General features: G+C 41.0%; 23 protein-coding genes and 1 tRNA gene. 4 read left to right on the top strand and 20 right to left on the bottom strand.

Annotated features, from left to right (window positions below):
- Positions 1–304: 304 nt before the first annotated feature.
- Positions 305–1588 carry a methyl-accepting chemotaxis protein gene (locus THETH_RS01745; RefSeq protein WP_013931669.1) on the top strand — a complete coding sequence of 428 codons (1284 nt, stop codon included), beginning with the start codon at positions 305–307 and terminating at the stop codon, positions 1586–1588.
- A gap of 327 nt (positions 1589–1915) precedes the next feature.
- Here the strand turns inward: THETH_RS01745 and THETH_RS01740 are convergent, their stop codons facing one another.
- The 4 genes from THETH_RS01740 to THETH_RS01725 all read right to left on the bottom strand — a co-directional run bounded on the left by THETH_RS01740 (position 1916) and on the right by THETH_RS01725 (position 7348).
- Positions 1916–3919: a methyl-accepting chemotaxis protein gene (locus THETH_RS01740; RefSeq protein ID WP_013931668.1), complete on the bottom strand. Its 2004-nt coding sequence runs from the start codon at positions 3917–3919 to the stop codon at positions 1916–1918.
- Positions 3920–4216: 297 nt separating this feature from the next.
- Complete coding sequence (locus tag THETH_RS01735) at positions 4217–5608, bottom strand: FAD-binding oxidoreductase (RefSeq protein WP_013931667.1); 1392 nt, start codon at positions 5606–5608, stop codon at positions 4217–4219.
- Entirely contained in the window at positions 5601–6551 is a 951-nt protein-coding gene (locus tag THETH_RS01730) for an electron transfer flavoprotein subunit alpha/FixB family protein (RefSeq protein WP_013931666.1), read from the bottom strand. The genes THETH_RS01735 and THETH_RS01730 overlap by 8 nt, the downstream gene beginning before the upstream one ends.
- 5 nt (positions 6552–6556) lie before the next feature.
- Positions 6557–7348 carry an electron transfer flavoprotein subunit beta/FixA family protein gene (locus THETH_RS01725; protein WP_013931665.1) on the bottom strand — a complete coding sequence of 264 codons (792 nt, stop codon included), beginning with the start codon at positions 7346–7348 and terminating at the stop codon, positions 6557–6559.
- Between the two features lie 114 nt (positions 7349–7462).
- Between THETH_RS01725 and nagZ the strand changes: the two genes are divergently transcribed.
- From nagZ to THETH_RS01710, 3 genes are read left to right on the top strand one after another with little or no spacing between them, the layout of a single operon-like run.
- Positions 7463–8974: a beta-N-acetylhexosaminidase gene (gene nagZ / locus THETH_RS01720; RefSeq protein ID WP_013931664.1), complete on the top strand. Its 1512-nt coding sequence runs from the start codon at positions 7463–7465 to the stop codon at positions 8972–8974.
- Positions 8971–9876 carry an N-acetylmuramic acid 6-phosphate etherase gene (gene murQ / locus THETH_RS01715; protein WP_013931663.1) on the top strand — a complete coding sequence of 302 codons (906 nt, stop codon included), beginning with the start codon at positions 8971–8973 and terminating at the stop codon, positions 9874–9876. Before nagZ ends, murQ begins: the two co-directional genes overlap by 4 nt.
- Before the next feature lie 30 nt (positions 9877–9906).
- Positions 9907–10656, top strand: coding sequence for a GntR family transcriptional regulator (locus tag THETH_RS01710; protein ID WP_013931662.1), 750 nt, complete (start codon positions 9907–9909; stop codon positions 10654–10656).
- Positions 10657–10663: 7 nt separating this feature from the next.
- On the opposite strand, the gene THETH_RS01705 is transcribed toward THETH_RS01710, so the two are convergent.
- From THETH_RS01705 to THETH_RS01630, 16 genes are all read right to left on the bottom strand, one after another.
- Positions 10664–11146 (bottom strand): DUF5317 domain-containing protein, encoded by a 483-nt coding sequence (locus THETH_RS01705; RefSeq protein WP_013931661.1) that lies wholly within the window; start codon positions 11144–11146, stop codon positions 10664–10666.
- Between the two features lie 5 nt (positions 11147–11151).
- Entirely contained in the window at positions 11152–11994 is an 843-nt protein-coding gene (panC, locus tag THETH_RS01700; RefSeq protein ID WP_013931660.1) for a pantoate--beta-alanine ligase, read from the bottom strand.
- A 19-nt stretch (positions 11995–12013) separates the two neighbouring features.
- A tRNA-Ser gene (locus THETH_RS01695) sits at positions 12014–12103 on the bottom strand.
- A gap of 29 nt (positions 12104–12132) precedes the next feature.
- Positions 12133–12651 carry a hypothetical protein gene (locus THETH_RS01690; protein WP_013931659.1) on the bottom strand — a complete coding sequence of 173 codons (519 nt, stop codon included), beginning with the start codon at positions 12649–12651 and terminating at the stop codon, positions 12133–12135.
- A 55-nt stretch (positions 12652–12706) separates the two neighbouring features.
- The gene (locus tag THETH_RS01685) at positions 12707–13966 is read right to left on the bottom strand and encodes an ABC transporter substrate-binding protein (RefSeq protein WP_013931658.1); all 1260 of its coding nucleotides are present in this window, start codon (positions 13964–13966) and stop codon (positions 12707–12709) included.
- Entirely contained in the window at positions 13966–14562 is a 597-nt protein-coding gene (gene coaE / locus THETH_RS01680; RefSeq protein ID WP_013931657.1) for a dephospho-CoA kinase, read from the bottom strand. The genes THETH_RS01685 and coaE overlap by 1 nt, the downstream gene beginning before the upstream one ends.
- Positions 14559–14792, bottom strand: a complete 234-nt coding sequence (locus THETH_RS01675) for a hypothetical protein (RefSeq protein ID WP_013931656.1) — start codon at positions 14790–14792, stop codon at positions 14559–14561. Before THETH_RS01675 ends, coaE begins: the two co-directional genes overlap by 4 nt.
- Positions 14789–16144 carry a glucose-6-phosphate isomerase gene (locus THETH_RS01670; RefSeq protein ID WP_013931655.1) on the bottom strand — a complete coding sequence of 452 codons (1356 nt, stop codon included), beginning with the start codon at positions 16142–16144 and terminating at the stop codon, positions 14789–14791. The genes THETH_RS01675 and THETH_RS01670 overlap by 4 nt, the downstream gene beginning before the upstream one ends.
- Before the next feature lie 13 nt (positions 16145–16157).
- Positions 16158–16670, bottom strand: coding sequence for an adenine phosphoribosyltransferase (locus THETH_RS01665; RefSeq protein WP_013931654.1), 513 nt, complete (start codon positions 16668–16670; stop codon positions 16158–16160).
- 146 nt (positions 16671–16816) lie between these two features.
- Positions 16817–17017 carry a 50S ribosomal protein L28 gene (rpmB, locus tag THETH_RS01660; protein ID WP_013931653.1) on the bottom strand — a complete coding sequence of 67 codons (201 nt, stop codon included), beginning with the start codon at positions 17015–17017 and terminating at the stop codon, positions 16817–16819.
- Positions 17018–17096: 79 nt separating this feature from the next.
- Positions 17097–17921: a MurR/RpiR family transcriptional regulator gene (locus tag THETH_RS01655; protein WP_013931652.1), complete on the bottom strand. Its 825-nt coding sequence runs from the start codon at positions 17919–17921 to the stop codon at positions 17097–17099.
- Positions 17922–17929: 8 nt separating this feature from the next.
- A complete protein-coding gene (locus THETH_RS01650) occupies positions 17930–18808 on the bottom strand; it encodes an ROK family protein (protein ID WP_013931651.1) in 879 nt (292 codons plus the stop codon).
- Entirely contained in the window at positions 18805–19407 is a 603-nt protein-coding gene (locus THETH_RS01645) for a carbohydrate ABC transporter permease (protein WP_157723290.1), read from the bottom strand. The genes THETH_RS01650 and THETH_RS01645 overlap by 4 nt, the downstream gene beginning before the upstream one ends.
- A gap of 221 nt (positions 19408–19628) precedes the next feature.
- Positions 19629–20498 carry a carbohydrate ABC transporter permease gene (locus THETH_RS01640; RefSeq protein WP_013931649.1) on the bottom strand — a complete coding sequence of 290 codons (870 nt, stop codon included), beginning with the start codon at positions 20496–20498 and terminating at the stop codon, positions 19629–19631.
- Between the two features lie 70 nt (positions 20499–20568).
- The gene (locus tag THETH_RS01635) at positions 20569–21864 is read right to left on the bottom strand and encodes an ABC transporter substrate-binding protein (RefSeq protein WP_013931648.1); all 1296 of its coding nucleotides are present in this window, start codon (positions 21862–21864) and stop codon (positions 20569–20571) included.
- Positions 21865–21879: 15 nt separating this feature from the next.
- The gene (locus tag THETH_RS01630) at positions 21880–22545 is read right to left on the bottom strand and encodes an N-acetylmannosamine-6-phosphate 2-epimerase (RefSeq protein ID WP_013931647.1); all 666 of its coding nucleotides are present in this window, start codon (positions 22543–22545) and stop codon (positions 21880–21882) included.
- Between the last annotated feature and the right edge of the window lie 125 nt (positions 22546–22670).

Below are 22670 nucleotides of genomic sequence, written 5' to 3'. Positions count from 1 at the left end.
TACATTATCTGACTTGTCAATAGCTTCCGTAGCTGCTTTCGCTTAAGAAGATGCGTTTTGACAAATTCAACTAGTCACAACCAAAGTAAGTCTAATCTAATGAAAAAGATCTTTCTTCTACTTGCACCCTTCACTAAAAAGCCCTCTTCAGATCTATGGCTTAAGTTCAATGATCATACATCCAATTGAACGTTGCTAATCCTTTTGTAACCTTTTGTTTTTTTTTTTTGCAAAAGAACTTTAATTAAAATATGAACACTAAATGTCTAAATATAAATGTGAATCGTTTCTGGGAGGTGTTATGATGGCATTCTTCAAACGAAAAACACAAACACAAAACAATTTTAGTGCTGACTTAATTTTATCACCGCAAGAAAGTTTAGAAAGTGCAGCGGATAATGCAGCAAAGTCTAAACTTGTTGCAGAAGGCGATTTGTATTTTTCCATTTCAGTTGGAACTTTTGTGATGGCACACACAGAGCTTTTGGCAACTTGGAGTAAGATCAAAGCTGATGAAACCGCCAGCGAAGCTGAGACACAAGCATCTGCAACTGAAGAACTAACTGCTTCCGTTGAGAATGTGAACGCATCGGTGGAAGAGACAAATTCATTCCATCACCAACTGACGGCTCTTGCCGAGCAAAACATGGAAATGATGCAAGAGATGAAAAAGCTTTTTTCGGAAGTCTCAGAAGGAATAGAGAACGTTACAGGTGAGTTGAATGAAATAGGGCAAAGATTCATGAAGATTTCGGAGATAGGCAAAGAGGTGGAAGACATAGCAGAACAGACAAATCTTTTGGCGTTGAACGCTGCAATAGAGGCAGCAAGGGCAGGAGAACATGGAAGGGGCTTTGCGGTTGTGGCGGAAGAAGTCAGGAAACTTGCTGCAAACACCAAGAATGCGGTGAAGATGGTTGAAACTTTGACAAACGAGCTGAAGCAGCTTATAGAATCTGCCAACCGCGTCAACGAAATGGTTGTCAATTCTTTTAGTAAGTATTCCAGCAAGGTTGACACGATTTTCAAAAACATAGAAGAAAGCAAGGAAAAAATAGTTGAGGCATCCAAGAGTGTCAGTGAAATTTCCCAGAATATCAACGAGATAACGACAACTGCGGAAGATTTGGCTAATCTGGCGCAAAAATTAGCTGCTATGGCAAACTTCGGAGCAAGTTGTACGGGAAACGCCAGTCTCGTGGCATCGATTGCAAATCCAGTTCTCGAAGAGCCTTTAAAAACTTTGGAAGAAAAGACGCCGATTCACACACTTGCAGGAAGGCTTTATGATCATGCAAAGTTTATAAGAAACCTCTTACCAAAGGTTGGATCTGGTGAAAAAATTACCAAGCACACGGATTGTGCGTTTGGAAGATGGTATTATGGTGAAGGTGGCAAGAAGTTTGGACATCTTTCTGCTTGGAAAGCAATAGAGGAATATCACAGGCGCTTTCACGAGTATGGTCAAGAGCTTGTTGACAAGGCTACACCCGAGGCTGCCGAAACGATGGCAAAAGCGTCTTTGGAGTTGTTGGAGTACTTTCTGCAACTCAAGAAACAGATGAAAGAAGAATTTGAAAAGTCTTGATATTCAAAGTTTTGCTTATGCTAAAGCACTTCGACCCGTAGCTTTTCATTTTTGATAAATCAAAACAAGTTTTTTCAAAATTCATCATTACTCGGTCAAAATCTTAAAAGAAATCGTCAAAAAAGCCGAATTAAAGCGAAAGATTAACGAATGTTATATTTTTTCAGAGCGTATACTATATAGTGGACTGCAGTCTGAAAGAACCAACCAACTTGGTTGGTCGCGTTCGTTGTGGTGATTGAAAACAAACACCTTTGCCATTACTTATATAATACTGTTGCAACAAAAAAGCGGCGCAGCCGCGCCGCCCTGATCATAGGTTGGTTTTCATATTTTAAACTTCTTCACTTGCTCCACCAAAGATTCTGCTATAGCACTCAGCTCTTCACTTGATCCACTCACCTGCTGACTTGCCTCAGCTTGCTGCTTCACCGCACTCAACATCTCGTCTATCTGATGTGCTATGTCCGTTATCGACCTTGTAGCCGTGTCCATCGCACTGCTCATCTCTTCCGCCGCCGCACTCATCTGCTGCGAACTTGCAGCTAAGCTTTCTATCATACCGCTTATCTCTCTAACTTCACTCAGTATGCTCGAAAGTTCTTTCTCTATCACAACGGATTGCTCTGCTGTCTTCTCCACCTGCTTCACTGCTTCTACTGTCTCTCCACTTGCCTTCTGTGCACTTTGTTGTATCTGACTCAATATCTCACTTATCCTCTGCGTCGCATTCTTGCTCTCTTCTGCCAATTTCCTTATCTCATCTGCTACAACCGCAAAGCCTCGCCCCGCTTCACCTGCCCTAGCCGCCTCTATCGCAGCATTCAAAGCCAATAAATTCGTCTGCTCCGCTATGCTGTTTATCGTCTCCACTATCTGCCCTATGTTCTTGGCATTCTCCGCAAGCTCTAAAACCACTTTCTCTGTTCTCTGAGCACTTTCTTTTGTGTCTGTTATCATCTTTGCTATGGTTTTCACAGCTTCGTTTCCTCTGTCTGCAGCTGTCTTGACTGAACTTGCTTTCTCCGTTAAACTTTGCGCCGCCTTGGAAACATTCTGCGCGCTTGCTGCTACTTCTTGAACTCCGGATGTTACTTCTTGAATCGAAGCAGATGCATTCTGTGCGTTCTTGTTCACATTGTCCATCTGGGCTGCTAGCTCTTCACTGGTCGCACTGACTTCTTCGGCTGTACTTGCAAGACTTTGTGCAGAACTGTTCACCTGCATCGATGACTCACTAATTTGTCTGAAGGATTCTCTCAAAGTATCTGCCATTTGTTGAAGTGCATGAGCCATCTTTGCTATCTCGTCTTTACCTTTTGCTTCAAACTTAACTGTTAAATCTCCTTTACCAAACTGTTCTGCAGCTGTCGCAAGGCTTTTCAAAGGCTTTGAAATGCTGTTGCTCGTGAGGAATATCAAAATTATTGCAACAACTATTATGACTGCAAAGATTATCAAAATCGTTGTAACAGTCTGCATCACCGGCGCAAGAATTTGTTTTTCTGGAACTACAACTGCAAAAGACCAACCTTGAGCACTTTCAATGGGGCTGTAGAAAAGATATTCCACAGTTCCATCTTTTGTCGTTATTTTTTGATAACCTGTTTCACCTGCAAGCATTTTCTTGCCAACTTCTTCAAGTCCTTTGAATCCTTCCTTTGAAGATTGAAGTACGTTAAGGTTCATCACAAGATCTTTGTTTGGATGTGCTATCACCAAACCAGTTGAATCGACGATCATGCCATATCCAGCTTGACCTACTTTGATGTTTTCAGCCATCTTCGTGATAGTGTCAAGAAGAACAGTCGCACCAAACAAACCAAGAAGTTTTCCTTCTGTAGACTTGACAGGCGCTGCAACGACAAAAATTTTTGCGCCGGTAGCTCTTGAAATCAAAGCGTTGCTTACCGCAAAAGGTTTGTTGTTTTTCATTATGTCTATGAAGTACTGTCTGTCTGCCACATTTACAACTGAACCAGCTGTCGTTGGGGCAGTTCCATCTGGATAGGCTATGAAAAACACTTCAAAGTGAGATCTTGTCTTAAGACGTGGAGGTAAATATGATTCCATGAGATTGCTCCAATCACCGCTTTCCAATGCTTTTCTTGCTGCATCTGTTTCAGCAAGGAACTTAACTTCTCTGAGAATTCCCTCAATCCAGCGATCAACCGTTTCAGCTGCGTTTTGAGCAACTTCGTTGCTGAGATCTTGCACAGTTTTTGTGAAATTCGCATTCACCTGTTGATACGTCAGCAACGCCGCAACAGCAAGCAAAACAACTACCGGTAGAAGCACCAACACAAGCATTTTTCCACGAACTGATCTCATCTTAACGCCTCCCTGCGATATCGAAGAGAATTTGTTATTAGCTCCGCCTTAGCTTGACCGAGGTTGATAATAACCGCCGAGAAACACAAGTCTATGTCGCTTTTGTTTTATTATTCTACCATATTTCTTGCAGAATTATTATCGACAAACTCTAGTAGATTTTAGTTAAAAAATTTGACAATCAAAAAACTTAACCATTTCCACAAAATGATGGCAAGTCGACTTTAACATCTTAAAGCAAATTTGAAAAGCGTATGTCTTACGGCTGAATAACTTCTAAGGGGGCAGTTTTGAGACTTAATCAAACACCTTGCCTGGATTTAACACGTTGTTGGGGTCAAAAATGCGTTTGAGTTTTTTCATCAAATCTAACTCATTTTTCGACATGAAAATGCTAAGGTACTTTTTCCTTTTGATGCCTATACCATGTTCACCTGTGATCGTTCCTCCAAGTTTAGCTGTGGTTTGGTACAAATCAACCAAAGCTTTTTCAAGATTTTCTTTCCAAAGTTGTTCGCTCATTTGCTCTGGTTTTAAGAATGTGACATGGACATTTCCATCTCCAACGTGTCCAAAGTTGAGAACTTCTAATTTGTTTTCCTCTGCGATTTCGTAGGTTTTCATTATCAGTTTTGGTATCTCTTTGATCGGCACGCTGACATCTTCCATACAATGCCTTGGTCTGAAGGCAATTATTCCTTCTGCTATCGCTTTTCTGAATTTCCAGATTTTCAGCCTTTGGTACCTGTTGTCTGCAATGTAAACTTCCAAAGCTCCCATCTGCTGCAGTTTTTCACCAAGGTTTATGTAGGTTCTTGCAAGTCCATCCTTGTCTGTTCCGTCAACTTCTATTATCAAATGGCATTCGGCGTCTTGATGAGGAATGTTTTCAGACAAAAATGTAGAAGCCATCAAAGCAGATTGTTTGTCCATCAGCTCTATGGAAGTTGGCAAAATTCCCGATTCAGAGAGAATTTTCGGCACCGAAAGAACTGCCCTCTCAACGTTGTCAAACGGCACAAGCAGTGTTGCAAAATACTTTGGTTTTGGTATCAACCTGACGATGATCTTGGTGACTATTCCAAGAGTTCCTTCGCTTCCGACAAACAACCTCACCATGTCATAACCCATGACGTTTTTCAAAACTTTCCCGCCGAAGTTGACTATCTCTCCAGTTGGTAGGACAACTTCCAATCCCAAAATGTGGTGACTGGTTGGACCGTATTTCATCACCTTGACTCCACCCGCATTTTCGGCAACGTTCCCGCCGATGGATGAACTTTCGCTGCTTGCAGGATCACCAGCGTAGAACAAACCATACTCTTCGGCGAGTTTTTGAATCTCATCGGTTATGACGCCAGGTTCAACAACCGCAACCATGTTTTCCCTGTCGATTTCTACTATTCTGTTCATTTTTTCCAACGAAAGAACTATTCCACCTTTTATTGGTACAGCTCCGCCCGATAAACCTGTTCCAGCGCCCCTTGGAGTGACTGGAACTTTGTAAAGGTTTGCAAGTTTCATTATTTGACTGACCTCTTCAGCCGTTGTTGGAAAGACCACACAAAGTGGTGTTTGATGCTCTATTTCACTTGTCTCATCCTTAGAATACCTTTCAAGTTCATCTGGATCAGTTTTGACATTTTCCACACCGACTATCTGCTGCAATTTTTCTATGAATTCACGCATTTTTCTCATCTCCCAACGCTTCCAAAATCTGCTGCAAAATTGAATACGCATCAGCGACAATTCCAATATCCGCAACTTTGAATATTGGGGCATACCTGTCTTTGTTTATGGCTATGATCGTTTGAGAAGTCTGCATTCCCGCAAGGTGTTGTACAGCTCCAGATATTCCCGCCGCAATGTAGATTTTCGGTTTGACAACCTTTCCACTTAATCCTATTTGGTGATCAAAAGAAAGCCATTTTGCTTCAACGACGGCCCTCGTTGCACCAACAGCTCCGTTGACAAATTTTGCAAGTTTGTAAACCACATCAAGATTTTCTTTCCTTCTTAAGCCTTTACCAACTGAAATTATCACATCCGCCTCTTCGATCTTAGCTTCCTCTTCTCGAACCTTGTATCCAATAAGTTCGCATCTGTCAGCTACAAAAATTGGTTGCTCAAAAATGAACTTTGTTTTTTGTTTTGTTGGGGGATTTATCTGAAAAACTTTTGGTCTGACTGTTGCCATCTGCGGTCTTGTCGAAGTTACAATGGTTGCCATGACGTTTCCACCAATTGCAGGACGTGTTTGAAGAAGATTTCCTTTTTCGTCGATATCAAGTTCGGTGCAGTCAGCAGTTAAACCTGTTTTTAGCTTGGCAGCCAAAGCCGGCATCAACGTTCGACCAAAGGTGGTGGCAGAGGAAAGGATTATCTCTGGACGGTATTTTCTTACAACCATTTCGGCATTTACCAAAAAAGGATCCAGCGAGAAAACTTCAAATTGCTTAGAGATCATTAAAATTACATTATCGGCATATCCTTTCAACTGCTCTAACTTTTCTTGAATTGCACTCATCAACAGTAATGACACTTCAAAGTTTTTTCTATTCGCAAGTTCACAGGCTTTGCTTAAAAGTTCTATCGTGTTTCTATCGACCTTGTTACTTATCACCATAAGCATTTTCATCACTTCCTTAAAAACGGTTTCAAAAGTTCTACAACTTTTCTTACGCCAACTGTAGTTTCTTTTCCAACGAAAAGTTTACAGTTCCTGGTGAGTTTGGTGTTGCAAACCCTGATAACTTTGGTTGGTGAACCATTCAGCCCAATCTCTTCAGGCTTAAAGCCAAGTGTCTGAGCGTTGTAGATTTCTATCTTTTGATTCATTGCCCTCTTCTTACCGTTTAGCGTTGGTAATCTTGGCTCTGCAACGCTTTTTAAAACGGATATCACCGCAGGGAGTTTGACCTTCCACTTTTCAAAGGCCTCCTCAGTTGTTCTTTCAACAACAATGAATTCTTTCGAAACCTCAAAAATCCGAGATACGTACGTCACAATTGGTAAATTCAAAAGAACACCAAACTCTATTCCAACCTGACCGGTCTCTCCATCGGTTGCCTTTTCACCGCAAAGGACAAGATCGTATTCAATCTTTAGCCTCTTGACGGCTTCGGAAAGAACATAGCTTGTAGCCCATGTATCAGAACCAGCAAATGCTGCGTCGGTAAGAAGAATCGCTCGATCTACGCCAAATGCCAGTGAATCTTTGAGCATTTCTTCTGTCTTTGCTGGTCCCATGCTCAGAACGGTTATGTGAGCACCTGTAGTCTCTTTGATTCTCAAAGCGACTTCAAGGGCATGCATGTCCAGCGGGTTCATAACCGCATCAAGACCTTCACGGATCATCGTGCCAGTGTTTGGGTCTATTTTGACCTTGTCAGTGTCAGGTACCTGTTTTGCAAGAACCAAGATTTTCATCGATCACACCCCTTGCTGTACATATCTTATACCATCAAAGATCCAATTGTAAAGACATATTGACTCGAAAATGTGATATGATATATTTCGAAAAAAACAAAGGAGGTTGGGAATATGACGCTTTCGGAGGTTGTTGGACAACTTTTCATGGTTGGTTTCGAAGGAAAAGAATTCAACGACAAGACAGTCAAACACCTGCAAGAAATAAAACCGGGTTTTGTGATACTTTTCGCCAGAAACATCGAATCACCGAAGCAATTGTATCAACTTGTAAAGGATGTAAGAAAAGTTCTTGGAAACGATGTTGTTTTTGCAATAGATCAAGAAGGTGGAATTGTAACAAGGCTTAGAGATGGCTTTGCCGTAAGTCCCGGAGCAATGGCTTTGGCTGCCACAAAAGATGATAACAACGCATTTGTCGCCGGACAAATCCTTGCCGAAGAAATGAGAACTTTCGGAATCACCTGGAACCTTGCACCCGTTGTTGATATCAACGACAATCCGAACAACCCTGAAATCGGTGTCAGAAGCTTCGGCGACAGTCCAGAAAAAGTAGTCAGATTCGCTCAAGCTTTTTACAAGGGGCTTGCTTCAAGAAAGGTCGCTGCTTGTGCGAAACACTTCCCAGGTAAAGGCAGCGTCAACGTTGATGCGCATCTTGATATGCCCGTTTTGGAGAAAAGCCTTGATGAGCTGCTTTCTTGGGAACTTGTTCCATTCATCGAATTGATCAAAACTGGTATACCATCGATAATGCCTTCACACATTTATCTTCCAAAGCTACAAAACGAGAAAATTCCAGCGACTATTTCCCACGAGATAGTGACAGATCTACTTCGTAAAAGGTTGAACTTTCAAGGTGTTATCATTGCAGACGATCTTTTGATGGGAGGAATTACCAAGAACCTTTCCGTCGAAGAAGCTGTTGTCAAAGCCTTGCAAGCTGGTGTGGATGTTTTGACGGTTTGTCACGAACCTGACTTGCAACTTGCCGCGAAGAAGTATCTCATGAAAATGATCGAAAAAGAACCTTTGCTGATGAACCGAGTTACCGAAAGTTTTGAGAGAATCAAGAGATTCAAAAACGAGTTCGGCGTGAAAGAACTTCCCGCGGAACTTAACTTTGACCCGACGCAGCATCAGAAGATAATGGAACAAATATCACAAAAGTCGATCACCTTGGTTAAGGATCCAGATCAAATGGTTCCTGTGCAACTTGAAAAAGATGATTTCGTGGTAACTGTGAAAACCAGCAGGCTTGTTCAAGTCGAGGAAACTGAACCTGGTGTGCCATGGGTGGCAAAAGAGCTTTCCAAGGTTTTCAAAGCTAAACTTGTAGTTCACCAGCAAAATCAACCATTGCCTGAGATCTCTGGTAAAAGGTGCGTTGTCTTCACAGAGAATGCACATCTGCAACAGTGGCAAAAAAGCCTTGTTGAACATTTGAGAAAGAGGTTTGAGAAACTCTTGATCGTTGCCATGAGAAATCCATACGATTGTTTCATCGTCGAAGCTTCAGGTCTTTGTTCTTACGGTTATGAATTAGTTTCTCAAAAAGCTCTGTTCAAAGTTCTTCTTGGTCAGGAAAAACCAATGGGAAAACTGCCGGTGGAGGTGTTAAGGTGAACATATCAAACTTGCCAACGGAAATACCAAATCCAAAAACGAAAGATCTTGACAATAAAGAAACGATTGAGATACTAAAGCTCATAAACGAAGAAGACGCGCTTGTAGCCTTGGCTGTTCGAGATGCTTTGAAGGAAATTGATAAAGCTGTAAATCTCATTTTGGAGTGTTTGAAAGCAAACGGAAGGGTTTTTTACGTTGGAGCTGGAACTAGTGGCCGAGTTGCTTTCATAGATGCAGTTGAACTTGTTCCAACTTATAGTCTTCCAGAAGGTATCGTAATACCAGTTATAGCAGGAGGATATGAGGCTCTTTCAAGATCCATCGAAGGAGTCGAAGACAATGAAGAACTTGGAGCTGAGGATTTAAAGAGGCACTCGTTGAATTCAAAAGACATTGTAGTTGGGTTAACAGCAAGCGGAAGAACTTTATACGTTGGTGGAGCACTTAGATATGCAAAGCAACTTGGTTGTAAAACAATTTTGATTTGCAACGTTGGTAAACCTACTCTTTCCAATCTTGCCGATGTCGTGATAAGTGTTGAAACAGGACCGGAAGTTGTTGCTGGAAGTACCAGGATGAAAGCCGGGACAGCTCAAAAGATGGTTCTCAATATGATTAGCACAACAGTGATGGTAAAGATGGGTAAAGTTTACGACAATTTGATGGTGGATGTTATGGTCTTGAACGAAAAACTCAAAGAAAGAGCTAAAAATATCGTATCTCGTGTTACCGGGGTTGACAGCGATGTTGCAGAGAAAAACTTAGAGCGTGCAGGTTACAACGTAAAACTTGCAATTTTGACAATCCTTACAGGTAAAGATATTGAAGAATGTCAGAAGATAATACAAAAAGAGCCGAACCTGAGGAAAGCTATAGAATTGATGAAAGCTCAAAAATAAATGGTATCATCATTTTAGGGGTGATTGTTAGTGGATAAGGATTATCCTGTTCCTTTGTATTACAAGGTATACAGGGATCTTAAACAGAAAATTTTGGATGGAATCTACAAGCCTGGGGATAAAATTCCTCCCGAATCTGAATTGGTTGCTATTTACAATGTCAGCCGTTTGACGATAAGAAGAGCTTTGGAAGAGCTTCGCTCTGAAGGTTTTATAACTCGTGCAAAAGGAAGGGGCACCTTTATCACTGGAAGGAAAGAGGAAGAGCAAATGAACGTATTGAAAGGTTTTACCGATAAAGCAAAAGAAGAAGGCTTCAGCGTTAGATCCTTGGTTTTGGAGAACAAACTTGTGGAAATTCCAAGTGAACTTGTGGAGGTTTTTGGTTTAGAACCGGGAACGATGATAATACTTTTAAAGCGAGTTAGATATATGAACGACGAACCTGTGGCAATTGAAAGCGCTTATTTGAACACTTCTGTGGACGTTAGAATATTAAACATTTTGAAGAAAGATATGTCGAAGGAATCCCTATATGAATTTCTCAGAAACGAACTCAAAATTCCGCTTTTGAGAGCGTTGGAGGAGTTTGAGGTTACTCAAATTTCCCCGAGCGATGCCAAATTGCTTTCTGTAAATCCCGGAGCATGTGCACTGCTTCGAAAACGTTATACCTATACTACCAACAACAGGTGCATTGAGTACGTTCGTTCAATATACCGTGGAGACAAGTATCGATTCAAAATTGAATTGCGAACAAGTGGGGCTTTTGAGAAGTGAGCAAAATTTAATCATCTAGCACAGTCAAAAAGAACACAAATGTTCCGATGTATATCAGAATATCCCCAGGGCTGATCAAAAATTTTCTGCCCCATGGTAGAATTACTGGAATCCAGTCTCCTAAGACCAACTTGACGTTGAACTCTGGAAAAAAAGTGTGTCTGAAGGAAGGTCTTAACTCAAGCCAGCGTGCAAGTGGTTCGTAAACCGGCATTTTACCTTGGTTGAGAGTTATCACAAAAGCATTCATCAAAGAACCTATAGCGATGTATTTAAAACCTTTGATAGAACGGTTGACAATGAAAATCAAAAACAAAATTGAATAGGAAATTATCATAAGTAAACGTTGATCGAACCAGGGCAGGATTTGCAAGATAAAAGGAATGGGAAAAAGATAAAGCAATTTGAGTTTTAGCTTGTCAAAATAGAAAATTCTTCTTTTTAGCAGCAAAGATAACAAGAGTGCAATTATAAAGACATCCAGAATCAAACTTCTTATTCTCCCAAAATAGTGTTATCAATCAAGCGAGCTTTACCCACCCACGCAGCCACAGCAACGATGACTTTTTTATCAATCTTATCAACAGGTACAAGAGTCTGTTCGTCTACTATTTCAACGTAGTCTATCTTCACTTTATCAAAGCTAGAAAGGTATTCAAGCATTTTCTCTTTAATCCTGTGTACATTTCTTTCACCCATTTTGTAAAGGTTTTCAGCTATTTTCAGGGATCTATACAAAGATAAAGCCTGGGTCCTCTCTTCAGGTGTAAGATAAACGTTTCTGGAACTCATTGCAAGCCCATCCTGGTCTCGAACTATTGGGCATTCTATGACTTCAACATCCATATTGAGATCTTTGACCATCTTCCTTATTATGCGAAACTGCTGTGCATCCTTTTGACCAAAGTATGCTCTATGAGGTTTAACGATGTTAAAAAGCTTCATGACAACAGTGCACACGCCTCTGAAATGCCCTGGTCTTGACTTTCCGCACAAGTACCTTGAGAGGCTCTCTTCAACAACGTAAGTTGAATAACCCTCAGGATACATTTCTTCAACTGTTGGAACAAAAACGTAATCCACACCTTCTCTTTCCAACATTGCAAGATCCCTTTTTAAATCCCTTGGATAACTAGCATAATCCTCATTTGGCCCAAATTGTGTTGGATTTACAAAAATGCTCACAACAGTTATATCGTTTTCTTCCAAAGATTTTCTAACTAAAGACAAATGGCCTTCATGAAGATAGCCCATCGTTGGAACAAACCCAATGGTTTTCTCTCTTCTTAACGATTCAGAGATTTCTTTCATCCATTCAATTCTATCTATGACCTTCATGCAACTCACCCCGCAAAGTTGGCGGAGGCGGTGGGACTCGAACCCACAAGGGCCTCAACGGCCCACCGGTTTTCGAGACCGGCTCCTTAGCCAGTTCGGACACGCCTCCGGTCGAAAAGATTATACCATTGCGTCTTTTCAAAATAAAGATATGTCATCGGTTCTAACCATGTACTCATTCTCAACACCAAAAACTTTCTTGACGTAGTTTGCCACGATCAACTTTGCAAGTTGATCCCTTGTCATACTTTTTACTCTATCAAACTCGACAAAACAAGTTACACTGTCTGGACCAATTATGATCATCTTCGTCTCGTCGTCCACTTCGTCCAAAGAAAGCAAAGATGTTTTGACGTTTTTAAAAGATTCAACCAATTCAAGCTCTTTCAAAGGTTTTGTTTCGCCAAAACTTGCTCCGTTTTCCAAAAGCCTATCAAAAGCTTCTTCACCGTGAAATACAAGCCAAGCGATTAAAGTTGGATACTCATCTTTTTCGAGTACATACACATTCACATGAAGCCTTCCAAAATAAGGGTTGTTGGAAATTTGAACAGCTTTTCCAACCTCTGTTTCAAACTGTTTTATCAGATCCAAAAATCTTTGCGAATCTTCGCCAATTGCCATATAATCCACCGTAAAATCATCTAGCTGCTTCATCTTTTCACTCCATTCTCAAAAATTATTTTAAAGGGGGCTTGCGCCCCCCAGTTTTTTATAGACCTTCTTTTTCAAGCTCTCTCTTTATCTCTTGCTCAGCCCACGCCAAACCTTCTTCTATTGTTTTCTTTCCAAACAGAACATCGCTTACCATAGTGTTGACTATGGTCCTGATCTCGGCCCAGACACCAATCTGCGGATCGAACACACCGTATTCCAGTTGTTTCAAAGGAACTTCTGCCCTTGGATCTTCTGCCACAAATTTTTGCCAGATTGCCGTTTGGGTGGCACTCTTTCTAACCGGCAAATATCCTGTCTTGACAGCCCAGTATGCGGTGATTTCCGGTGAAACCAAGAACTTCATGAATTCCCAAGCAGCTCTCTTTTCTTCTTCTTTTGCCGTGCTGAACATAATTACATCGGTTCCGGCGAATTGAACGTTCCTTGTTTTCCAAACAGGAACTGGTGCCCAAGTCCAATCGTGTTTACCCTTTGAAGCACTTTCAACGTATGGTTTGCTTGCAACCGTTTCTATGAACATGGCTATTTTGCCTTCGCCAAAAGGTCCATCCAAATACCCACCTTGAACAAGCGCGTATTTGTCCTTGAGCTCCAGCATGAACTGAAGAACTTCCCTTGCTTCCTGACTGTTGATGGTTACCTTCCATTTCCCATCTGGACCTTTTTGAAGTATGCTACCACCGTTGAGAGCCAAGAACACCTGGAAGTGGTCGACGGTTGATCTAAATCCAAAACCATATTGATCTATGACTCCATCACCGTTGAAATCCTCCGTCAAAAGTATCGCGGCCTTTTTCAATTCTCCAATCGTTTCAGGTATGCTTAACCCCGCAAGCGTTAGGGCATCGGTGTTGACGTAAAGAACGTATATGCTCTTGTTGAAAGGCAAAGCGTAGAGAGTATCGTCCCACATGCAATTGAGCCTCATCGGTTCCCAAATATCTTCCCACTCTGCCTTAGTCATGCCTATAACTGGGTCGTTCAAGAAGCGGTTTAAAGGTTCAACGATTCCCGAGTAAATCAGTTTTGCAGTCCAGTTGGAATAAGCTTGTGAGATCGTAGGAAGTCCGCCAGCCTGTGCAGCAGCAAGAAGCTTTTGCTGAAGAGCAGAGTAATTTCCTATGTAGATAGCCTCAACTTCGATGTCTGGATGTTGTTGGTTGAAGAAATTCACAATCTCTTGAAGGGCCTGACCATGTCCTCCTCCCATGGCATGCCAGAAAGTAACCTTGACTTTTGCAAAGGCAAAAGTGACAGCCAAAATCAGCGCAACCACCAAAATGAACTTTTTCATCAAAAAACACCTCCTTGTTTGGAAAATATTCTTGGCAACAAAATTTGTTGGTAAATCTTTTCAACTTTTTCCCTTAGGGAATTCAAATCCCCTTCGTTATCGACGACGATTCCTTCCAAGGGGATATCGTTTTGAAAACTCAGTCTTCGCCTTATTTCCCCTTCGCTTAAACCTTTTGCACGCAAACGTTCAAAAATTCTATCCAAAGGTGCTGTGACAACTATTATCAAGTCACACAGCTTGTCCAAGCCAATCCTGTGAAGAATTGCGGCATCAAGAACTACCAAACCCCTTAACTTTTCCACTCTTCTTGCTATTTCTTCTCTCAAAACAGGATGAACGATCGATTCAAGCAATCTTAGCTTCAAACTATCTGAAAAAACCACACCAGCAAGTTTCTTTCGGTTCACTTTTCCGTCGGTTAGTATCTCTTTTCCAAAGGCTTCGACTATCTGTCTTTTCACATTTTCCGTTTCAAGTATCTCGTGTGCGACCTTATCAACGTCGATGACAGTTGCCCCAAGTTTAGCCAAAAATTTTGAAACAGTGGATTTTCCACTCCCAATTTTTCCTGTGACGCCTACAACAAATCTCAAAGGATCTTTTCACCCTTTTGCTTCAAAGCTTTGTCAAAATTCTCCCATTCTTCCTTTGTAAGTATGACAAGCGGTATCTCGTCGCCTACCAAGTTGTAAAAATCCACGACCTTTTTACCGATGGACTTTGCATCCTCGACGACGATGACGTAAATATTTTCACCGAAGACACCGTCTTGAAAAAAGTAAACTTCAAGCGGATTGAAAATCCTTTTAATATACTGCGTCAATCTATCACAACCCTTTTCACAGGCTCAGGAAATTGAATGTGCTCGTAATTTTTCCTACCCATCAAAGAATAAGTGATCTGTTTTCCAAGTTCAACGCCAGGTTGATCGTAAGGATTTATGTTCAACAACTGTCCCATCAAAGCCGTTGCAAATTCGTAGTACATGAAGAATTGACCAATGTCGTAAGCGTTTATGGTTGGGAAAATGACGCGCATGCTTGGCCTGCCGTTGGCAGCCAAAGACCTTTCTGTTCCAATCAACTCACTCTTCAAAAGATCTGCCAACTTTTTCCCACCAAGGTAGCTTATCTCTTCCTCTGTATGAATTGAAGGAATAAGCACATCCCTGTCGAATTTTTCAACTTCTATGAAAGTGATCGTTTTGTCATCCGGTCCTTCCATGTAAAGTTGAAGTTGAGAATGCTGATCCACCACTCCCAACGCTTTCACCGGTGTTAAACCTTCGTTTACAACCTCTCCAGACAACGAATATTTCTTACCAAGACTTTCGGCCCAAAGTTGTCTGAACCAATCGGCAAGAGAGTATAACCTATTTGAATAAGGCATCATGACGGTTATCGTTCTACCCTTCTTTTTGTGAAGATAGTGGCACAAGGCAATCATGGCAGCTGGGTTGGCTTCTACTTTAAGATCAGAGCATTTAACGTAAGCGTCGCGTGCACCGTCGATCAAGGCCTTAACATCCACCCCTATCGCGCTTGCTGGAAGAAGTCCCACGGGAGAAAGTACACTGAATCTTCCACCCAGATCAGGCGGTATCTCCAGTGCGAGTATCTTTTCTTCACTTGCTATCTTTCTCAAAAAGCCTTTCTTAGGGTCTGTTATGAAAACAATGTGGTTTGAAGGTTTCAAACCTCTTATTTGAAGTAACCCTCTTACAATTTGATAATGTGCTAAACATTCGGCTGTGGATCCAGACTTTGAAATCACAGCGAATAGGGTTTCACGTGGGTCGATTTCATCCAAAACCGCTGCGGTTTGATCGGGATCAACGTTTTCCAAAAAGAATATTCTCAAGTAACCTTTTCTTTCTTGTTTTGAAAGGTAATTCCAATCAGGTGGTGTTAAAGCGTTCACCAAAGCGACCGCACCAAGACTTGATCCACCGATTCCTATCACGACCAAGTTGTTAAAAGAAAGAACCCATTGGTTGATATCCTCAATCGCGTCCATATGGCTTCTGTCAAGTATCACCTTCACAAACCCTGGGCGACTTTTCACCACAGCGTCAACTGCTTTTGCCACCAAAGGCTTACACTCTTCAAATTCTTCCTCTGTTATTCCACCCTTCACATTCGGTTCAAACATAAAGCTGAAATCAAAGCGAAGCATCTCAATTCACCTCTCAATATTTAAGAACAGTTCGAACATCGTAACCTTTCAACCTTTCCCTAGGGTTGAGGTAAGTCAACTCTATGAGAAAACACATAGCTGCCACTTGCCCGCCTAGCTTTTGCACGAGTTTACCAATAGCTTCAGCGGTTCCACCGGTAGCAAGAACGTCGTCCACTATTAGAACTTTTTGACCAGGCTCGATGGCATCCGCGTGTATCTGAAGCTGTGCCGTACCATACTCGAGTTGATACTCAAGCGATACAGTTTCGTAAGGCAGCTTGCCAGGTTTACGAACTGGTACAAAACCTTTTCCCAACTTGTAAGCCAAGGCAGCTCCAAAGATGAACCCACGCGCTTCGGGCGAAACTATGCAATCGAAAGAAACATCTGACAGAATCCTAGCCATCTCGTCCACCGCAAATTTGAAAGCCTGTGGCGATTTTAAAAGGGGTGTTACATCCCTGAAGATGATACCTTTGACGGGAAAATCGGGAATATCCCTTACAAATTTTTTCAAATCCATCCTTCCACCGTCCTTTTTGAGTATCGCACATGAAAATTTTAGCAAACACTTTGAAGCATTTTCAACACAAGAAATTTTGGATGTGAGAGTTTAGGAAAATAAAAAAGCGGTAATAAAATAAAAATCGCGCGGGATTTTCCGCGCGATCATGCTGCTGTTACCCTCTGAACTTTGCCTGCTTTCAGGCATTTGGCACAAACTTTCATCGTCTTGATTGTGCCATCTTCCATTCTCACTCGAACCTTTTGGATGTTCGGTCTAAACATTCTTGGGTTGTGCTTATTCGAATGGCTGATGGTCTTACCTGCCACAGGTCCTTTCCCGCAGATCTCGCATCTTTTTGCCATCTTCGATCCCCTCTCCTGTTTTTTTCCAACCAATATTACCAGAAGATCAAGGAATTTTCAAGTTCCTGGTCTTCAGAGATTAATATATCCAATCTTCTACTGCTCGCGCTGTACGGTCAATGCTTTTTCTTGCTTTATCTGAAAGAATCAAACATGTTTGTTCAAATAGAACCTCCAAAACATGTAACTGTGCTATTTTCGACCTTATGGCCCCGCTTTGAAATGGATTTTCCCTAATCGCAGTCAACAAAATAAAATCTGCATAAGAGGTTAAAGGAGATTTGTTGTAACCAGTAATGGCTATTACACAAGCTCCATTCTGTTTTGCAAGTTTTGCCATGTCCACAACAACGGCGGTAGATCCACTCTGTGAAAAAGCCAGAACACAATCTTTTTCACAACAACTTGATAAATCCATAATCTGAAGATGTGGGTCCATCATGTGTCTTGCATCTATACCAATTCGCATGAATTTATAGTAAGCATCGAGAGCCGTGACACCAGAGGCTCCCACTCCCAACAAATAAAGTCTTCTACAGTTCGCTATTTTTTCGGCGCATTGGTACACTATCTTTTCATTTAATTTAAGCAAATTGGACGTTTCTTCTATGGCTTTAATGTGATTTTCTTTCACAATATTCAAAATATCGTTTGATCTTGCCAATTCTTCCTGTTTTCCCAAACTTTTTGCTAGGGCTATTTTGAAAGCGTGAAAACCGGTGAAACCGAGTTTTTGACAGAACCGGACCACGGTTCCCTCGCCAATACCAAGTGTATCTGCTACTTCCGTTACACTCATATCAATAACATCTTCTGGATGAGTGATAACAAATTCCGCAAGCTTTTTTTCTTTCTTAGTAAAAAGCCTCTGGTTAACTTTTATAATGGTCTGAACATCTTCCATGAAATTGGTCAACCTCCCGAGATTCGACTTTCAGCGTACATAGCTGCACCAATTATACCAGCATCATTTCCAAGAGTTGACAGATCAACTTGTGATGGACTGTAAAGGGACTTTGAAGCGTAGGGTTCTAGGTGTTTCCTGATGATTTCTAACACATTTGATCCTAATTCACAAAAACCTCCACCGATTACTACAAACTCAGGATCAATTGTTAAAAATAATTTGTCTGTCAAAATGACCAGGTCCTTAACCAATCTTTCTACCGCTGAAACAATTTGCAGATCATTCTGATGAAACCTTTCTATGAGTCTGTGCCTGTCCCTTTCTTTCGCATACCTGTGCAGAACCTTCATCGATATGTACTGCTCGGCACAACCTTTTTTTCCGCAGTTGCATTGCCTGCCGTTTGGATGAAGTATAGTGTGCCCAATTTCCCCAGCTTCCCATTTGAAACCCTGAAGAATTTCCCCGTTGACAATTATTCCCCCACCCAACCCCGTGCCAATTGTCAGCAGGACCAGGTTCGACACGTTTCGGATTTTAGCTTCTGCCAAAGCAGCAGCCTTAGCATCATTAATAACGTAGCATGGTATATCATATCTTTTCCTCAGGATTTTTGATAGTTGCAAGCTTGACCAATTAGGAATATTCGGTGACGCATAAAGAACAACACCATCGTCCGAGTCGACTCTACCAGCTGTAGCTATACCAATACATTTGATTTGCTCATACCCAGCTCTAAGGAGTTTCTTTATTACTGAATCCAAACTCTCCATAGGTTGCTTCTTAGCCAGTGGTTGGATAATCCTCGTTTTTATAATCTTTTCTTCGACAATCCCACCTTTGATCATAGTGCCACCAATGTCGATGCCTATAACCTTGTTCATTCCTTTACTCCCCCCGAAAAGGCTTCTACCAAGTACTTCTGAACGTAAAAAGCAAACAGAAATGGTGGAATAACAGCAAGTGTGGTAACTGCAGCGATCCTTCCCCATTGAACTCCCCAAGCGGTAATGAACAAACTTGCTCCAACAGTTAATGTTGTAGAACGTCTGATACTCAGTATTAGGGCAAATAAGAACTCGTTCCATGAGTACACAAAACTAAGTATGAACACTGCTGCAATTGATGAAGAAAGCATTGGAAAAACTATCTTTAAAAGAATTAGCAATTTATTGGCTCCATCTAAATAAGCCGCTTCTTCAATTTCCTTAGGGATATCCTGCATGAAACTTGCCAGCAAAAGCAAAGCCATTGGTGAGTTAACCAGTATGTGTATCAGTATTATGCCCAGTTTTGAATCTACAAGATTCATTTGTTTAAACAAAACATACACAGATGGGGCAAAAACCACCAGTGGAACTGATCTAAGGTTTGCCACAAAACTTATTAACCAACCTGGACCAAGCCCAAGTCTGACGGATGCGTAAGCAGCAGGAAGACAGCACAAAAGTGTTATAGCTGAGGAAAACAAAGCTATCAGCAAACTGTTATTGAGAAACCTCCAGAAGGAAAAAGTGGAACTAGTGAAAATATCTCTATAATGAGCTATAGTGGGATTAAACACCAAAGGTGGTGGTGACTGCGAAATAGTTTTGTTGTCCTTGAGAGAGGTCATCACAACGTTTATCAAAGGTAAGTTGAAAATAAAGATAACGCAAAGGATAATGAGCCAATCAAGAAAACTTCTTTTAGGTTTCATTAAGATCACCACTCTTTTCTCATTACTTTTGACGCAAGGAACAAAGGAAATAGCATCACCAAGAATAATAGAATTCCTGCAGCACTTGATAACCCTTGATTTCCCATTGTAAATGATGTTCTATAGATAAAAATGCTTATTGTTGTAGTGAGGCTGCCAGGTCCACCGCCTGTCAAAACATAGATGGAATCGAAACTTCTGAATGATTCAATGAATCTAAGAAAACCACCAGAAATAAGCGCTGGTTTGATGTATGGAAGAACAATATTTACAACTTTTTGAAATCTTCCTGCGCCATCTATACTTGCTGCTTCTATTAGCTGAATTGGTATTCCCAGTAAGGCAGCGTATATAATCAGAAACAAAAATGGAGTCCACTGCAATAAATCTATTCCAACAAGTGTCCAAAATATGTTGTTAGGATGAAAAAAATCAACACTTATTCCAAATAAAGATCTTACATAACCAGGAATGAGGCCGATAAAATTGTTGAAAAGAATTCTGTTCATAAGGCCAAAAAGAGAAGGAGCAATAAACATAGGACTGATTAGAAAAGTGAATAAAAACTTTGAGCCACGGAATTTCGAATAAAAATAGTAAGCTAACAAGAATCCAAGAGCTAATTCTAAAAATGCTGTAGTTATACCAAAAATGAAACTAAACCTCATGGAATACCAAAAATCTCTTGAAAAAAACAGTTCAATGTAGTTGCTAAAACCAACAAATTTCGCGGCTGCCATGCCTCCGAACAAGACATTTTTAAAACTAATAAAAATTGAAGACGCCAGCAGGTATGCAAAAAAGCCCACTACTAAAGCTATTAATGGTAGATAGAAAAGAAAACCTATTACTTTTCTGCTAAATCTTGGATTCACGAATCTCACCTCTATGTTATGACAAACCCCGCACAATAGTTGTGCGGGGTTTTGCCTTGAAATTTTTGCTCTATTTTTTCAGAAGAGTATCAACTTCTGCTTGAATTTGGTCAAGAGTGCGATCCAAGTCAATTTGTCCAGCCCAGTAAGCAGTCAATTTGTTTGAAATTATTTCGAGTATAGACATTGTCTCCGGAATAGTTGCCTCAACGTAACCATACTTTCTAACGTGCTCTGCTATTACAGGAAATTCTGGACGTTTATGTCCGAGGGATTTGAGCACGGTCTCAACCGGTGGAATACCCCCGTTTTCAGCATACATTTTCATTGCTTGTTCACTTGCTAAGAAAGACAAGAATTTCAAGGCCGCATCTTTTTTCTTGCTGTACTTGCTCAATGCTACACCAAGCGAATGAACATGTGTAGATGGTCTTGGACCGGGAATTGGGGCAAGTGCAACCTTGTCATACACTAAAGGTGACTGAGTTTTATCAGTTAGTATGTTATAAGCAGCAGACCATTGTATCATCATAAATACACTCCCACTCTTAAATGCTTCATTAGCTTCTCCAAACTCATACGTGGTTACACCAGGGGGCACTGTTCCAAGATCATAAAGCGTCTTAAACAACTCAGCTGCTTTCCTTGCTGCTTCAGTTTTTATATTAAATTTACCAGTTGAATCAAACCAAGATCCACCCATTGACCATAACACATCATTCCATATCATTACATTGTAGACAAGATTCTTCATTTGCAACACATTTCCATAAGTGGTTGGTGAATCTGGATTATATTTTTTGGTGAAGAAAATGGCTGTAGCTTTGTAATCATCCCATTCCCATTCGTTTGGTCTCTTTGGTGACAGCTTTTTACCTAAGTATTTTTGAGACAGTTCCTCATATCTCGTCCTCCAAGCTGGTTCGTTCAAAAGCTTTTCCATCAAGTCTTTTCGATAGTATAAAAAGTGATTACTCACATCAAGAGGTAAACCGTAGAGAAATCCCTCGTAAGACATGCTGTCAAGAGCCGATGCAATGAACACATTGGGATCAAGCTGGAAACCCTCCAGAGGAACCAGATGAGGAGCAAGCCTACCGATTATGTAGGTAGCAACAAAAACTATATCTACTTCTGAAGATCTCGCATTAAGTAGAATTTCTTGCTTCTCCCAGAAACCTTCTCTCGAAAAGTTGAGGATTTCAACTTCAATACCAAGTTTCTTTCCTTCGGTGGCATTCCAGTAACTTACCACCTTTTCCATAGCTTCACTTTCTGGCCCTGGCCAGTACACCATAACTATTTTCGTTGCGGAGAACATAAGGATCGCAAATGCAAGGACAAATGCAACTAGAACTTTCCTCATATTTTCATACCCCCCTTACAAGAATGGTTGTGCCCTACGCACAAACCTTTGAATTGTCAGCCACGGTCTTGTTATAGCAGTGCCAATTACGACTGCGTAAGCACCATATTCAAAGGCTTTCTCAACCTCTTCTACCGTTGAGTATCCTCCCTCGGCAATTATTGGTATAAACAGTTTCTTTGAAAGCTTCTTAACTAAATCAAGGTTTGGTATCCTCCATCCCTGGGTGTAAGAGGTGTATCCACAAAGCGTTGTCGCGATGAAATCCGGTTTTAGACTTTGAACCCTTTCTGCATCCAACTCATCGGCGATGTCTGCCACAATTCCAACATTGGGAAATTCTAACCTTATTTGTTCAAACAGTTTATCCAACTCAACGGGTCTTTCATTTCTTGTACAATCTATTGCTACAAGATCTGCCCCTGCTTCAATAACTTGTTTTGCATGCTCAAAAGTTGGTGTTATGAAAGCTTTATAATTTCTATCTTTCACAAGCCCAATAACTGGAATATCCAAGGATTCTTTAATAGCGCGTACATGTTTTGCTTCGTTTGTCCTTATAGCCACAGCACCAGCATATTTCGCAGCCTTTGCCATACTTACAACGAAACACACATCTTCAATTGGATCGCCTGGTTCAAGTTGACAGCTGATTATTATTCCCCTTGGTATTTGTCTCACGTTTCGAACCACCTTTGGAAGTTTTTTCCAATTTTGATTTTATAACTGGAAATTATTTCTGTCAAGTAGTTGAAAATAAGGTGAAAAAATACATATCAAGGCAAAAACTGCTTCTTTTAAAAACA

It is taken from the genome of Pseudothermotoga thermarum DSM 5069 (genome assembly GCF_000217815.1).
In the GTDB taxonomy this organism is placed as follows: Bacteria; Thermotogota; Thermotogae; order Thermotogales; family DSM-5069; genus Pseudothermotoga; species Pseudothermotoga thermarum.
The sequence above is the reverse complement of the archived record's forward strand: the minus strand, read 5'-3'. Positions and strand labels throughout refer to the sequence as shown.